At 60.3% G+C, this 13724-nt stretch carries 13 protein-coding genes; all 13 read right to left on the bottom strand.

What is annotated here, in order from left to right; genetic code table 11:
• Positions 1–380: 380 nt before the first annotated feature.
• The 13 genes from J3Q04_RS16465 to ccoN (J3Q04_RS16405) all read right to left on the bottom strand — a co-directional run bounded on the left by J3Q04_RS16465 (position 381) and on the right by ccoN (J3Q04_RS16405) (position 13678).
• Complete coding sequence (locus J3Q04_RS16465) at positions 381–962, bottom strand: hypothetical protein (RefSeq protein WP_434610534.1); 582 nt, start codon at positions 960–962, stop codon at positions 381–383.
• Between the two features lie 84 nt (positions 963–1046).
• Entirely contained in the window at positions 1047–1457 is a 411-nt protein-coding gene (locus tag J3Q04_RS16460) for an SMI1/KNR4 family protein (protein WP_434563250.1), read from the bottom strand.
• Positions 1448–5866 carry an RHS repeat-associated core domain-containing protein gene (locus tag J3Q04_RS16455; RefSeq protein WP_434610537.1) on the bottom strand — a complete coding sequence of 1473 codons (4419 nt, stop codon included), beginning with the start codon at positions 5864–5866 and terminating at the stop codon, positions 1448–1450. The genes J3Q04_RS16460 and J3Q04_RS16455 overlap by 10 nt, the downstream gene beginning before the upstream one ends.
• A 95-nt stretch (positions 5867–5961) precedes the next feature.
• On the bottom strand, positions 5962–6372 hold the full coding sequence (locus tag J3Q04_RS16450; RefSeq protein ID WP_434610540.1) for a type II toxin-antitoxin system VapC family toxin: 411 nt from the start codon (positions 6370–6372) through the stop codon (positions 5962–5964).
• A complete protein-coding gene (locus J3Q04_RS16445; protein WP_420764706.1) occupies positions 6373–6627 on the bottom strand; it encodes a type II toxin-antitoxin system Phd/YefM family antitoxin in 255 nt (84 codons plus the stop codon).
• A gap of 150 nt (positions 6628–6777) precedes the next feature.
• Positions 6778–7761: a cytochrome-c oxidase, cbb3-type subunit III gene (gene ccoP / locus J3Q04_RS16440; RefSeq protein WP_434610543.1), complete on the bottom strand. Its 984-nt coding sequence runs from the start codon at positions 7759–7761 to the stop codon at positions 6778–6780.
• Positions 7758–7943, bottom strand: coding sequence for a CcoQ/FixQ family Cbb3-type cytochrome c oxidase assembly chaperone (locus tag J3Q04_RS16435; RefSeq protein ID WP_003183474.1), 186 nt, complete (start codon positions 7941–7943; stop codon positions 7758–7760). The genes ccoP (J3Q04_RS16440) and J3Q04_RS16435 overlap by 4 nt, the downstream gene beginning before the upstream one ends.
• Before the next feature lie 5 nt (positions 7944–7948).
• On the bottom strand, positions 7949–8557 hold the full coding sequence (gene ccoO, locus J3Q04_RS16430; protein WP_039589059.1) for a cytochrome-c oxidase, cbb3-type subunit II: 609 nt from the start codon (positions 8555–8557) through the stop codon (positions 7949–7951).
• The gene (gene ccoN / locus J3Q04_RS16425; RefSeq protein ID WP_420764704.1) at positions 8557–9999 is read right to left on the bottom strand and encodes a cytochrome-c oxidase, cbb3-type subunit I; all 1443 of its coding nucleotides are present in this window, start codon (positions 9997–9999) and stop codon (positions 8557–8559) included. The genes ccoO (J3Q04_RS16430) and ccoN (J3Q04_RS16425) overlap by 1 nt, the downstream gene beginning before the upstream one ends.
• 481 nt (positions 10000–10480) lie before the next feature.
• On the bottom strand, positions 10481–11434 hold the full coding sequence (gene ccoP / locus J3Q04_RS16420; protein WP_434610546.1) for a cytochrome-c oxidase, cbb3-type subunit III: 954 nt from the start codon (positions 11432–11434) through the stop codon (positions 10481–10483).
• The gene (locus J3Q04_RS16415; RefSeq protein ID WP_420764702.1) at positions 11431–11631 is read right to left on the bottom strand and encodes a cbb3-type cytochrome oxidase subunit 3; all 201 of its coding nucleotides are present in this window, start codon (positions 11629–11631) and stop codon (positions 11431–11433) included. The genes ccoP (J3Q04_RS16420) and J3Q04_RS16415 overlap by 4 nt, the downstream gene beginning before the upstream one ends.
• A 3-nt stretch (positions 11632–11634) precedes the next feature.
• Complete coding sequence (gene ccoO, locus J3Q04_RS16410) at positions 11635–12243, bottom strand: cytochrome-c oxidase, cbb3-type subunit II (RefSeq protein ID WP_181286923.1); 609 nt, start codon at positions 12241–12243, stop codon at positions 11635–11637.
• Between the two features lie 10 nt (positions 12244–12253).
• Complete coding sequence (gene ccoN, locus J3Q04_RS16405; protein WP_434563260.1) at positions 12254–13678, bottom strand: cytochrome-c oxidase, cbb3-type subunit I; 1425 nt, start codon at positions 13676–13678, stop codon at positions 12254–12256.
• Between the last annotated feature and the right edge of the window lie 46 nt (positions 13679–13724).

Genomic DNA, 13724 nt, shown 5'->3' with positions numbered 1-13724 from the left:
GAGACATTGCAATCATATTGGGGGCTGTTGCGCCTTTCGTGTACCGGGCCGCCAAGCCCGACCACTGATGGGCAGTGGCAGGGAAACGATAGAACCCATGGGCAAGGCGCACAAGCGGGCGGATTCTGGCGTAGTTGTAGGCAATGGCGCAAGGATTCGTGGCTTGTCGGAAGCATTGCGCAGGGAGAATAAACAAGCCTTCGTAATGCCCTGGATTCGGTGCGAGGGAGCTTGCTTTCGCTCGGTGGCGCAGCGTTTTTTCTGTAGGAATGCGCCTGCCTTTTTGGGGCTGCTCTGCAGCCCAGCAAGAGCAAGCTCCCTCGCCACGGGAATTTGCGCTTAACCTGCGCCTAGTAGTTTTTCGCAAGCGGCAAGTCGAACTACTTGTTTCCGAATATTGATTTAGTGGCCAGAGCGTTCTTGAGCAAATCCGAATCCAGGCTCAGATTATTTTTGTGCGCTGCAAAGACAATCGTCAGGAATGGGAACGCATAGTTATCCGGCTCGGCCAACACGTCATCGATTAATGTGGGGGAGCCAAGAACGCTGTGCTCTGCCTTGGGCAGGTAAAATTTCTCGAGCCGTTCGCTTATTTTCTTGACGGTTGCGCTGATGGCTTGAGGGGACGGGGTCCTGATGATGCCCCCCGGCTCGTCACCGAATTGTTTTGCTTGCTCCGACAAGGAGCTCTTCGATAAAAACGATGCATTCAGCAGGCGGCTCTCGTAGGGCGGGGATTGCTCTTTGCAGAAGCTGAAGGCCTCGCAGGTATAGAGCTCCAACCCCGCGTAATAGCCGTCGGCCTTGGTTAGGTGTTGAACGTAGATTTCCCCAAATTTTTCCTTGGCAGCGAGCAGGCCAAGTTTGTTTTTGCTGGCCTTCAGGTCCAATTGGGCTGACGTTGTTTGCTGCAGCGCCGCCAGTAGTTTCACTTCCAGATGCTTGCGAATTTCCATACTCATGGCGCAGACCTGAGCGAGCCTCGTGAGGCTATCGCTTCACGGGCTCGTGTGTAGACTAAGCCTGTCCAGCGATGACGCATGGCTCTATTGACCCGTGAGTTCAGCGAGGAATTCTTCAAATGATTCGCATACGAACGCCAGATCTTCTTCATCCATCAAGTACAGGTAAATATTTCCGAAGTCAGCCTCCTTAACGGATAAGAGGAAGGAATTGCCACCGTGATCGTACGCAAAGGGGATCATTTGCTTTAACGACGGAACGTCGTCCGTCAAGTCTCGATAGACCGTTTCGATAGGGGCTTGTCCGTATTTGATCGGAGTGAATCCACCCAGCAAAAAATCATTCTCGCTATTGCTCTCAGCCAAATCGCCGCCGTTGTGCTTTAGATAAAATTGCCTAAAGGCTGTCGGTAATTCCACATTGAATTTTTCTTGGAACTCATTCAACTCTTGCACAGAGAGGGCGTGTTCGGATTCTTCGAGGGTCAGCCGCATTTGGATGCTCCTTTTGTTCTGCTCTTGAAACGAGCTGGGTGGGTGTAGGCCTTGCCCGTAGCTGCTTTGTATTGAGCTACACCGCCGTTATGGCTTATGCCGCTGTGGGCGTTTTGCTTGATGAGCTGCATCGTGCCTGTGTTGGTCTTCGGGTCGTAATCATCCAAGTGGTGCCATACGTGGCCGGATGGCGTAGTTTTTTGACTCAACTTGGCCGCCTTGTTTGCGGCCTCGAAGTCCTTCCCGTAGTCGCCAGTGTATTCAATTCTAACGATTGGGTTCACGCCGGATTTTTTGTTGTAAAGCGCGTTACTTTCAGAATAGTCGAGACCTCCACCAGGTGTCTTCGTGACGCCGGTGTACCCACGGTCTTTCAGTTTTATCAGCGGGTCGACTGCAAGGCCTAGAGGGTCTGCATAGCCGATAGGGTTGGGCGCATAGGCATAGAAATTTAGGCCTCCAGCCAAGCCTATTGGATCGGGCGTAGTGAAGCGACCCACGTCAGGATCGTAAAACCTGAGAACGTTGTAGTGCAGCCCAATTTCTCGATCGAGATACTGTCCTTGGTACCTCAGGTTTTGCTCTTCAATGAAGTAGGGTTCACGAATTTCCTGAAGAGGGTTACCCCACACCTCAAAGCGAGCTTGCCAGACGCTTCGTCCGTCGACTTCTGTGAGTTGTTCGGGCAGGCCGTTCAGGTCGTTGTGGTAATAACGGACTTTCTGATGCGCACCGTATCCATCTATCCGCGCAAGGGGTTCGTAGGTGTTATCCGTATAAAGATAAAGGCTAGTCTGGTTGTATCGACTTTCCTGCAATAAGCGCATGCCATCCCAGGTGAAGCGGGTTTCCCCCAGCGGGTAGCCGTGGCTGTCGTGTTCGGTTTTTTCGATGCGCCGGCCCAGCGGGTCGTAGGCCATTTTGACCACGCTGCCGTTGTCATTGCGCACCTCGATCAAGCGGCTTTCGGCGTCGTAGGCAAAGTGCTGCACGCCACGTTTGGCGCTGCGTTTTTCGATCATCCGGCCGAAGGCGTCGTAGCGGTAGCGCTTGTCCTGGTAGGTCAGCAGTTTGTTGTGCACCACCAATCCGGCGCCGGGGGCCGGGCCGTCCAGCAGGTTGGCGGCGGCGTCGTAGGTGAAGGTTTCGCGCTGGCCGTGCAGGCTGTCCTGGCTGGCGATGATGCGACCGGTGGCGTCGTAGTGCAGGAGCTGGCGCTGTTGCGCGGCGGGTTGCTGGTCGAGTTTGCCGATGAGGTTGTCGGCGGGGTCGTACTCGAAGTGTTTTTGCACCGCCGCCGGCAACAGCGAGGGTTGGCCGCTGTGGCGGCGTTGTCGCGTGCGCAGGCGACCGCTGCGGTCGTATTCGCTGCGGGTGCTGATCTGCCCTTGGGTACGCAGCACTTCGCGGTGCAGGCGGTCGCGTTCGAAGTCGCTGATGACCTGGCCGTCGAGGTTGATCTGGTGCAGATGACCACTGCCGTAGTACAGGCGGTTGACCCAGCGGCCATCGGGCAGTTGGGTCTGGATCAGGTTGCCGAGTTCGTCGTAGTGGTGTTGCAGGCTGCCGGCGGCGCTGTTTTCGGCGAGCAACTGGCCGAGGGCGTCGTAGGCGAAGCTCAGGGTTTGCGCGTTGCCTTGCAGGTCGGTGAAGGTGACGGCGGTGAGTTGGTCCAGCGGATCGTAGCTGTATTCAGTGCGGCCATCGTCGGTGACTTTGGCGATCAGCCGACCCACGGCATCGCGTTCCAGGCGATGGACGATGGGCGCCGGCGGTATTTCGGGAATGAGCGCCAGGCCCGTGCCGTACGGTGCAGGCATCGCCGTCACTGCCGCGACGTTGTCGAGGCGGTCATAGTCGTAGCGCTTGGCGCTGCCATCCAGGTCTTGTTGTTCGCTCAACCGATTGGCGATATCCCAGGCAAACCGGTAGCTCTCGCCATTCTCATTGGTCAGCGCTTGCAGCCGGCCGAAGCTGTCGTAGGCGAACTGCACTTGCCGGCCCTGGGCGTCGGTGCGTTGGCGGACCTGACCGCGGCGGTTGTGCTGGTAAAGCGTGGTGTGCCCGGCCGGGTCGGTGTAGCCGGTGAGTTGGCCTGCGGTGTCGCGCTGATAGTGCTCGGTGCGGCCGTCCGGCAATTGGCTGCTGAGCAAGCGCCCTTGGGCGTCGTAGCTGAATTGGGTGCGCTCGCCGAGGGCATCGGTGATGGTTTGCAGGTAGCCTCGCTGGTCATAACTGAAACGCGTCGGATAACCCGAGCAATCGACGTGTTCAACCAATTGCCCAAACGGGTTCCAGCGCAGCTTTTTGTTTTTGCCGGTGGCGTCGATGATTTCCACGACCTGGCCGTGGGCGTCGTAGCGATAGTGGGTGATGTGCCCCCGCGGGTCGGTTTGCGCGGTGCAATTGCCGCGTTGATCGTAGCGGTATTTCCAGCTGTGGCCGGCGGCGTTGGTGTCCACCAGCGGCAGTGCCCAATGTTCGAGCCAGAGGGTGGATTCGCTGCGGCCCATCGGGTCGGTTTCGCTGATCAGATTGCCGGCATCGTCATAGCTGAACTGATACAGGCCACCTTGTGGATCGGTGGCGCTGAGCAACTGACGTTCATCATTCCATTCGAACAGCCACGTCTGGCCGAGGTTGTCGCTGAACCGGATGATCTGGTGCTGGCTGTTCCAGTGCCGAATGCTGACGCGTTGCAGGCTGTCGCTGATGCGAGTGATACCGGCGTGCAGGTCATAGTCGAACTGGTAGGCGTCGCCCTCGTCGGTCCAGTGCCGGACCACGCGCCATTCCTGGCTTTGGATCAAGGCCCACTCATAGAAGCAGCGCAGGCCGGTGGGCAATTGGTGCTCGACCATCCGCTGCCCGGCGTCATAGCTGAAACGCCGTTGCATCTGGTTGCCAGCGTCGCGTACTTCGGCGAGGTTGCATGCGGCGTCGTAGGCGTAGCTGACCAGCACTTCCCGCGATTGATCAGGATAAAGACGTTCGATCCGGCTGACGCGTTCGCCTTCGCGTATCAACTCGACCTGCACCAGATCGAAGGTGTCGCGCAGCCGCACCAGGCGTCCGGCGTCGTCATAGTCGAGGTGGATACGGTTGTCGTTGCGGTCACCCAGTTGGCTCAGGCGCAGGTGTGCCGGGTTGACCGGCGTGGGTTCGAACAAACGGTACAGGCCGTCGTCGCTTTCGATCAGCAATTGCCCGTTCGCGTGACGGCGCACGGCCAGACCCTCGCCGGCGCTGAACACTGCGCCGCCCAATGGGATCGAGCCCATGTCGATGGGGCGCGCCTGTTCATCGGTGTAGACCAGGGTTTCGCCGCCGTCGGGGTGAGGGAGGATTTCGACCTTTACCTCATAGCTCACGCTCCACCCGGCTCCGAACAGGCTGCCGTGACGTTCGTCGCGGCTGTTGTAGAAACGCTGCCAGTTTATCGGCAGGATGCCGGGCAAGACGAAGTCCAGCTCTTCATCACCACCCAGCACCTTGGCGCCGGTGGCGGCATGCACCGGGTTCGGCGAGCCCAGGGCGGCGTTGGCAGCCGCGTTCGCCGCACTGCTGGCGGCCATGGACACCGCGCCGCCCACCAACATGCAGGGCAATTTGCTGAAGAACTTGCCTTTGCCGCCCTTGAGCATCAAAAGCGCCGTGACCGCCAACCCCACGCCCGGGGTCTTGCCGCTGCGGATCTCGCGCACTACCACCGAACCGCCGCCGATGGTCACGTCCGGTGAGATCAGCCCGGACGACACCACCGTCGCGTCGCACGTGCTGCGGTCGCCGCTGCGCACGGCGGGCTGGCCGTTGATGGTGACCTTGTCCGAGCCCTCGGCCATGAATTGCGGGGGCATCGGCGGGTGCTTCGTGCAGATGACCAAGTCTTCGGGCTTGGGTACGGCGCCCGGCGCGGGCGTGGCGACGGTAGGACGCCACATCTGCGAGAAGAATGACCCGGCCATGTCCAGGTAGCTGGGTTCTTCTTCTGGCTCGGAGGCTTCGAGCTCGGTGCCGGCCGGGGCGACATGGGATTGAATCGCTCCGGCGGCGCGGGCGGCGGGTATGTTGTTGGTGAGGGTGTCGGTGGACCCGGTGAGGATGTTGGCCTGCACCGTGGGCGGAAAGAGGGCGTTGCCGATGCCTTCGCATATATTGCTCAAGCCTTTATCGGCCCCGGTCTTGCTCATGGCCAGGCCGACCACCGTTCCCACCACCAGGCCGAGCACGAAGCAGCCCAGGCCGCCAGTGACCACGGTAATGCCCGTGGCGGCGACCACCGCGGCGGTCGCCACGGCAGTGATCGCGATGTTCGCCGCCACCTCCAGCACGCCGCCGAGAATGTCGGCCATCATTGAAGTGTGGTTCAGCGCGTCGCCCAGGCGGGCAGCCCAGAGCGCGTCAGACATGGACGATGCTCAAACTGGCGCTTGTATGCTTGGGTGGTTCGATGCCTTTCATTGCGCCTGTCTCCCTGGCGTTAAGTGGTGAGTCCGTTGTGTTATCAGCTTGACCAAGGGTTGAGCAACGCCACGCCGCTGCTCTGGAAATCCGTCACGTTGCGGGTCACCACGGTCAGCCCGTGAACCAACGCGGTGGCGGCAATCAAAGCATCGCATTCATTGCTGCGGTCGAGAGCGTGAAGACGTGCGCAGCGAAGCGCAACGGCGCGGTCGACGGCGAGAATCCTGCCGGCAAACGTGGGCATGACGTGGTTGTCCAGCCATGCGCGCAGGCGACTGCCTTGCACCGGGTCCTTGCGTTCGATGCGCAAGACGCCGGTTTCCAGCTCCAACACGGTAATGGCCGAGACGTAGAGGCTGGGGGCGGGGACGCTGCGTGCCCAAGCCTGCACGTTCTTGTCGGCTTGGGTTTTGCGCAGCTCCGAGATGACATTGGTATCGAGTAGAAACATTCAGGACAGGTCGACCGATCGGGGAGTGATGACGGCACGTTCGGGATCGAAGTCGATATCCGACGCGTCGGGCATGACCAGCAACTCGACAATACTGGCGCCAATGCCGGTCAGTTTCTGGTACTCCTCAATGCTTAGCAGCACATGGGCCGGCTTGCCACGATCGGTGATGATCACCGGCCCTTCACGGGCGGCTTTTTTGGCACCACTTGTGTCGTGGTTGAATTCGCGGCTGGAAATGGTAGTGACGGACATGGTGGCGTACCCCATGGAAACTGAATGTAGGCACGTTACTACTGGCGCCAAGTGCAGGCAAGGGGAAACAGGCTCGACATGTTTCGAAGGCCGATAAAAAAGGCCCCGCCAAATGGATTGGCGGGGCCTTTCGTGTATCAGGAAGTTGCTTTACTGAGCGTCAGCGGCCGGAGCCTTTTCGCCATGTGACAGGCTATAGACGTAGGCGGCCAACAGGTGGACCTTGTCATTGCCTTGCATGTCGGCCTGGGCCGGCATCTGGCCTTGACGACCGTAGCGGATGGTCTGCTGCAGCTGGGCGAAGCTCGAACCGTAGATGAAGCCGGCCGGGTGCGTCAGGTCAGGTGCGCCCATGGCGGGCGTGCCTTTGCCGGCCGGACCGTGGCAAGCCACGCAGTTGGCTGCGAACAGTTTCTGGCCATTGGCCGGATCCGCCTTGGCGCCTTCCGGCAGTTTGCGACCGTGCAGGCCGGTCACGACGTAGGAAGCCACGTTGGCAACGCCTTGTTCGCCAACCACGGCAGCCCAGCCCGGCATGACGGCGTGACGGCCGCCCATGATGGTGGTCTTGATGGTTTCCGGCTCGCCGCCCCAGCGCCAGTCGGCGTCGGTCAGGTTGGGGAAGCCATAGGCACCCTTGGCGTCGGAGCCGTGGCAGACCGAGCAGTTGGAAGCGAACAGGCGGCCACCCATCTTCAAGGCTTGCGGGTCCTTGGCGACTTCTTCGATCGGCATGGAAGCGAACTTGGCGAAGATCGGACCGAACTTGGCATCCGAGCGGGCCATTTCCTTTTCCCATTCATGCACGCCAGTCCAGCCGGTCTGGCCGTTGGCAAAAGGGGTCTGCTTTTCGGTGTCCAGGTAGTTATAGCCTGGCAGCAGGCCCTTCCAGTTACCCAGGCCGGGGTAGAGCACCAGGTAGCCCAGGGCGAAGATGATGGTGCCCACGAACAGCATGAACCACCACTTCGGCAGCGGGTTGTCGTACTCCTCGATCCCGTCGAAGGAGTGGCCGACCGTCTCCTCGGTGGCTTCGCTGCGCTGGCCCTTACGGGTCGACAGCAGCAGCCAGGTCAGGGCGAAGATCGTTCCCAGGCTGAGGACTGTGACGTACAGACTCCAGAACGTAGTCATTCTTTGTTACTCCTAGAAGCTTGCTCGACGTGCTTGATGGCTTCGGGATCGTCCGCGAACGGCAGCAAGGTCGCGTCGTCAAACTCCGACTTGCGCTTGGGGCTGAACACCCACAGAGCCAGGCCGATGAAGGCCACCATCACGACGACGGTGCCCAGGCCACGAATCATCCCGATATCCATCCAGATCACCGTTTGCTTTTGATGATGGTGCCCAGGCCTTGCAGATAGGCCACCAGCGCGTCCATTTCAGTCTTGCCCTTCACGGCATCCCTGGCGCCGGCGATGTCTTCGTCGGTGTAGGGAACGCCCAGGGAGCGCAGGACTTCCATTTTCTTGGCGGTGTCTTTGCCGTCGAGCTTGTTTTCTACGAGGAACGGGTAAGCCGGCATTTTCGACTCAGGCACGACGTTGCGCGGGTTGTACAAGTGCGCACGCTGCCAGTCGTCGGAGTAGCGGCCGCCCACGCGGGCCAGGTCCGGACCGGTACGCTTGGAACCCCACAGGAACGGGTGGTCCCAGACGCTTTCACCGGCGACCGAGTAGTGGCCGTAGCGTTCGGTCTCGGCGCGGAACGGACGGATCATCTGCGAATGGCAGCCGACACAACCGTTGGCGATGTAGACGTCGCGGCCTTCGAGTTCAAGGGCGGTGCGCGGCTTCATGCCTTCGACCGGCTTGTTGGTCACGTCCTGGAAGAACAGTGGAACGATCTGGGTCAGGCCGCCGATGCTGACGGCGATAACCATGAAGAAGGCCAGCAGGCCGATATTCTTCTCTACTGCTTCGTGCTTCATCAGTGAGCTCCAACAACGGCGATCTTGGCAGCGGCTTCAGCTTCAGCCGGGTCAGAGGCACGAACGGTGCGCAATACGTTGTAAGCCATCAGCAGCATGCCGCTGGCGAAGAACGCGCCGCCCAGGGCACGGACAATAAAGCCCGGGTGGCTGGCTTGCAGCGCTTCGACGAACGAGTAGGTCAGGGTGCCGTCATCGTTGATCGCACGCCACATCAGGCCTTGGGTAATGCCGTTGACCCACATCGAGGCGATGTACAGCACGGTGCCGATGGTCGCGAGCCAGAAGTGCGCGTTGATCAGGCCAGTGCTGTGCATCTGCGCGCGACCGAACAGTTTCGGGATCATGTGGTAGATGGCGCCGATGGAAATCATCGCTACCCAGCCGAGGGCGCCGGCGTGTACGTGGCCGATGGTCCAGTCGGTGTAGTGGCTCAAGGAGTTGACGGTCTTGATGGCCATCATCGGGCCTTCGAAGGTCGACATGCCGTAGAACGCCAAAGACACCACCAGGAACCGCAGGATCGGGTCGGTGCGCAGCTTATGCCAGGCGCCCGAGAGGGTCATCATGCCGTTGATCATGCCGCCCCAGCTTGGCGCCAGCAGGATGATCGACATCGCCATGCCCAGGGACTGCGCCCAGTCCGGCAGCGCGGTGTAGTGCAGGTGGTGAGGGCCGGCCCAGATGTACAGGGTGATCAGTGCCCAGAAGTGCACGATGGACAGACGATAGGAGTAGATCGGACGCTCGGCCTGTTTCGGCACGAAGTAGTACATCATCCCCAGAAAGCCGGTGGTCAGGAAGAAGCCCACGGCGTTGTGGCCGTACCACCATTGGATCATCGCGTCGGTGGCGCCCGAATAGGCCGAGTAAGACTTGAAGAAGCTGACCGGCAGGGACGCGTGGTTGACGATGTGCAACATGGCGGTCACGACGATGAACGCGCCGTAGAACCAGTTGCCGACATAGATGTGCTTGGTCTTGCGCTTGACGATGGTGCCGAAGAACACCAAACCGTAGGTCACCCAGACGATGGCCAGCAGGATAGCCAGGGGCCATTCCAGTTCCGCGTATTCCTTGGTGGTGGTGAAACCCATTGGCAAGGTCACGATCGCGCCAACGATCACCGCTTGCCAACCCCAGAAGGTGAAGGCGGCGAGGCTGTCGGAAATCAGTCGCGTTTGGCAGGTTCGCTGCACGACGTAATAAGAAGTGGCAAACAACGCACAACCACCGAAGGCGAAGATCACCAGGTTGGTGTGCAGCGGGCGCAGGCGTCCAAATGTCGTCCATGGCAGATCGAAGTTCAACTCCGGCCAGACCAGTTGCGAGGCGATGAAGACACCGAGCCCCATGCCAAGGATCCCCCAGACCACCGTCATGATGGCGAACTGGCGGACTACCTTATAGTTATAAGCAGTCGGACTGATTGCTGTGCTCATTCTAAGGTTCCACGGTTTGGGTGTTTTATTAGGATAAAAATCGGTCGCAAGTATGGAGAAAGCGGGGGGTCATTGCAACGCGCCATGACCGGGGTCAATGCTTTCCAAAGCTGATTCTGCGGCCTTTCCATGTTCGGTGTAGGGACAAAATTGGCCCTCGGCAAAATGTCGCGACAAAGGAAGGAGGCGAGGGGGTCAGGTCGGTTGTAACGGGGTGTGTTCAAACACGGCGTTCGGGGGGTGACAGGCAACTGTCGCAACAGCCGGTATTCACCTGCCTTTGCGGCCTTTTTGTCGAACGATTGTCGAACGCATCGGGTCGGATCGACCTGAAACCGGCAGTCGCCAGCACACGCAAAGGCAAGCTTAGACCTGATTCCATGGAACCGAAAGAAAGACTAAGGCAGGGTGCGACAATGAGTCGCGCAGGGGCACGGAACGGCCGCATCCAGATGAACGCGGCTGTTCGTGTGGTCAGGATTTATTCGCTTTTGTGTTCCGCTTGCAGGCGCTCGGTGCCGGCACCCTGGGACAGGCTGTAGACGTAAGCCGCGAGCAGTTGCACCTTATCATTGCCAAGCAGTTCATTCTGCGCAGGCATATGGCCTTGGCGACCATGGCGAATGGTCTGCTGCAATTGGGCCAGGCTGGTGCCGTAGATGAAGCCGGCCGGTTGCGTCAGGTTCGGCGCGCCCATGGCTTCGGTGCCCTGGCCGTTGGCGCCGTGGCAGGCGACGCAGGTGGTGCTGAACGCTTGCTGGCCGGCTTGCAGGTCGGCACCGCTGTCCGCCGGTAGCGGCAGGCCTGCCAGATCGTGTCGCACATACGCGGCGACGTTCCTGACCCCGGCATCTCCCAACACGTCGCCCCAGGCGGGCATCGCTGCCATGCGGCCGCCCATGATGGTCGCCTTGATGGTTTCGGCATTGCCGCCCCAGCGCCAGTTACTGTCGGCAAGGTTCGGGAAGCCGAAGGCGCCCTTGGCGTCCGAGCCATGGCAGACCGAGCAGTTGGAAGCGAACAAGCGGCTGCCCATTTTCAAGGCTTGCGGATCCTTGGCGACTTCTTCCACCGGCATCGCGGAGAACCTGGCGAAGATTGGCCCGGACCTGGCGTCAGCCTTGGCCATTTCCTTTTCCCATTCATGGGCGCCGGTCCAGCCGTTGTCGTAGCCGGGCAGGATGCCTTTCCAGTTGCCCAGGCCCGGATAGAGAATCAGGTAGCCAACGGAAAACACCAAGGTGCCGGCGAACAACAGGAACCACCATTGCGGCAGCGGGTTGTCGTATTCCTCGATACCGTCGAAGCTGTGGCCCATGGTCTGGTCGACGCTGCCCTTGGTCTCGCCCTTGCGGGTGCCGATCAGCAGCCAGGTCAGGCCGATGAGGCTGCCGAGGGTCAGTACGCAGATCCACGTACTCCAGAAAGTGGTCATGACCGGGTACTCCTTGGTTCAGGGTCTTGGGGGATGAGGTCGGCGGGCGGCTCATCGGCAAACGGCAGCAGGCGTGCCTGGGCGAATTCCGGGCCGCGCTTGCTGCTGAACACCCACAGGACCAGGCCGATGAAAGCGATGAACACCACGACGGTGCCCAGACCGCGGATCATTCCGGTACTCATTTCAAGCACCATGGCTCACCTCTTGCTCTTGATGGCAGTGCCAAGCACTTGCAGGTAGGCCACCAGCGCATCCATTTCGGTCTTGCCCTTGAGCGTGGCCGTCGCGCCTGCGATGTCATCGTCGGTGTACGGCACGCCGAGGGTGCGCATGGCGCGCAGCTTGCCTTCGGTGTGGCTGCTGTCGACGGCTTGGGTGACGAGCCACGGGTAGGCCGGCATTTTCGATTCGGGCACGACGTTGCGCGGGTTGTACAAGTGCGCGCGATGCCAATCATCGGAGTAACGCGCGCCGACCCGGGCCAGGTCCGGGCCAGTGCGCTTGGAGCCCCAAAGGAACGGGTGATCCCAGACGCTTTCGCCGGCCACCGAGTAGTGGCCGTAGCGCTCGGTCTCGGCGCGAAACGGACGAATCATCTGCGAGTGGCAGCCGACGCAGCCTTCGCGGATGTAAATGTCGCGGCCTTCCAACTGCAGGGCGGTGTAGGGTTTCATGCCGTCCACCGGTTTATTGGTCACGTCCTGGAAGAACAGCGGCACGATCTGGGTCAAGCCCCCGATACTCACGGCCAGGACCATCAGCAGCATCAGCAGGCCGACGTTTTTTTCGATTGTTTCGTGTTTCATCGCGGACTCCTCAAGCCATCTGCGCGGCAACGGTGGCTTCGGCAGGCTGAGAGGCCCGCACGGTGCGCCAGGTGTTGTAGGCCATCAGCAACATGCCGCTGAGGAAGATCGCCCCGCCTACCAGCCGCACGATGAAGCCTGGGTGGCTGGCCACCAGGGTTTCGACGAAGGAGTAGGTGAGCGTGCCGTCTTCGTTCACCGCACGCCACATCAGGCCCTGGGCAATGCCGTTGACCCACATCGAGGCGATGTACAAAACGGTGCCGATGGTTGCGAGCCAGAAGTGCGCGTTGATCAGGCCGATACTGTGCATCTGCGTGCGGCCGAAGACTTTGGGGATCATGTGGTACAGCGCGCCGATGGAAATCATCGCCACCCAGCCCAGTGCGCCGGCGTGTACGTGGCCGATGGTCCAGTCGGTGTAGTGGGAGAGGGCGTTGACGGTCTTGATCGCCATCATCGGCCCTTCGAAGGTCGACATACCGTAGAACGCCAGGGACACCACCAGAAAGCGCAGGATCGGGTCGCTGCGCAATTTATGCCAGGCGCCCGAGAGGGTCATCATGCCGTTGATCATGCCGCCCCAGCTTGGCGCCAGCAGGATCAGCGACATCACCATCCCCAGCGATTGCGCCCAATCCGGCAGCGCGGTGTAGTGCAGGTGGTGCGGGCCGGCCCAGATATACAGCGTAATCAGCGCCCAGAAGTGGACAATGGACAGACGATACGAATACACCGGGCGCTCGGCCTGTTTCGGCACGAAGTAATACATCATCCCCAGGAAGCCTGCGGTGAGGAAAAAGCCTACGGCGTTGTGGCCGTACCACCATTGCACCATCGCATCGGTGGCCCCGGCATACACCGAGTAGGATTTGGTCAGGCTCACCGGCAATTCCAGGTTGTTGACGATGTGCAGGATCGCCACGGTCAGGATGAACCCGCCGAAGAACCAGTTACCGACGTAGATGTGCTTGGTCCTACGCTTGGCCACGGTGCCGAAGAACACGATGGCGTAGGCGACCCAGACGATGGTGATCAGAATGTCGATCGGCCATTCCAATTCGGCGTATTCCTTGGAACTGGTGTAGCCCAGCGGCAGGCTGATGGCCGCCAGCAGGATCACAAGCTGCCAGCCCCAAAAGCAGAATGCGGCGATTTTCGGCGCGAACAACGTTGTCTGGCAGGTGCGCTGCACTGAATAAAACGAACTCGCAAACAACGCGCAACCGCCGAAGGCAAAGATCACCGCATTGGTGTGCAACGGGCGCAGGCGGCCGAAGCTGGTCCAAGGCAAATCGAAGTTGAGCTGCGGCCAGACCAACTGGGCCGCGAGAAAAACCCCGAGTCCCATGCCGACGATGCCCCACACCACCGTCATAATGGCGAATTGGCGGACCACCTTGTAGTTGTAGGCGGTACTGATAGAAGTGTTCATGGTTCCCCATCCACGGTTCAGTCGAAGTGAGTGCCTGCGCAAGGCA

This window comes from Pseudomonas sp. D4-21 (assembly GCF_051132125.1).
Taxonomy (GTDB): domain Bacteria; phylum Pseudomonadota; class Gammaproteobacteria; order Pseudomonadales; family Pseudomonadaceae; genus Aquipseudomonas.
Note: the sequence above shows the minus strand (reverse complement) of the source record. Positions and strands in the feature narration are given on the sequence as shown.

Coding starts and splice junctions, on each gene's coding strand:
- J3Q04_RS16415 (WP_420764702.1), bottom strand. CDS start 11,631: ATGGTGCTTGAAATGAGTACCGGAATGATCCGCGGTCTGGGCACCGTC.
- J3Q04_RS16445 (WP_420764706.1), bottom strand. CDS start 6,627: ATGTCCGTCACTACCATTTCCAGCCGCGAATTCAACCACGACACAAGT.
- J3Q04_RS16450 (WP_434610540.1), bottom strand. CDS start 6,372: ATGTTTCTACTCGATACCAATGTCATCTCGGAGCTGCGCAAAACCCAA.
- ccoO (WP_181286923.1), bottom strand. CDS start 12,243: ATGAAACACGAAACAATCGAAAAAAACGTCGGCCTGCTGATGCTGCTG.
- ccoP (WP_434610543.1), bottom strand. CDS start 7,761: ATGACTACGTTCTGGAGTCTGTACGTCACAGTCCTCAGCCTGGGAACG.
- ccoP (WP_434610546.1), bottom strand. CDS start 11,434: ATGACCACTTTCTGGAGTACGTGGATCTGCGTACTGACCCTCGGCAGC.
- J3Q04_RS16435 (WP_003183474.1), bottom strand. CDS start 7,943: ATGGATATCGGGATGATTCGTGGCCTGGGCACCGTCGTCGTGATGGTG.
- ccoN (WP_420764704.1), bottom strand. CDS start 9,999: ATGAGCACAGCAATCAGTCCGACTGCTTATAACTATAAGGTAGTCCGC.
- J3Q04_RS16455 (WP_434610537.1), bottom strand. CDS start 5,866: ATGTCTGACGCGCTCTGGGCTGCCCGCCTGGGCGACGCGCTGAACCAC.
- ccoO (WP_039589059.1), bottom strand. CDS start 8,557: ATGAAGCACGAAGCAGTAGAGAAGAATATCGGCCTGCTGGCCTTCTTC.
- J3Q04_RS16465 (WP_434610534.1), bottom strand. CDS start 962: ATGAGTATGGAAATTCGCAAGCATCTGGAAGTGAAACTACTGGCGGCG.
- ccoN (WP_434563260.1), bottom strand. CDS start 13,678: ATGAACACTTCTATCAGTACCGCCTACAACTACAAGGTGGTCCGCCAA.
- J3Q04_RS16460 (WP_434563250.1), bottom strand. CDS start 1,457: ATGCGGCTGACCCTCGAAGAATCCGAACACGCCCTCTCTGTGCAAGAG.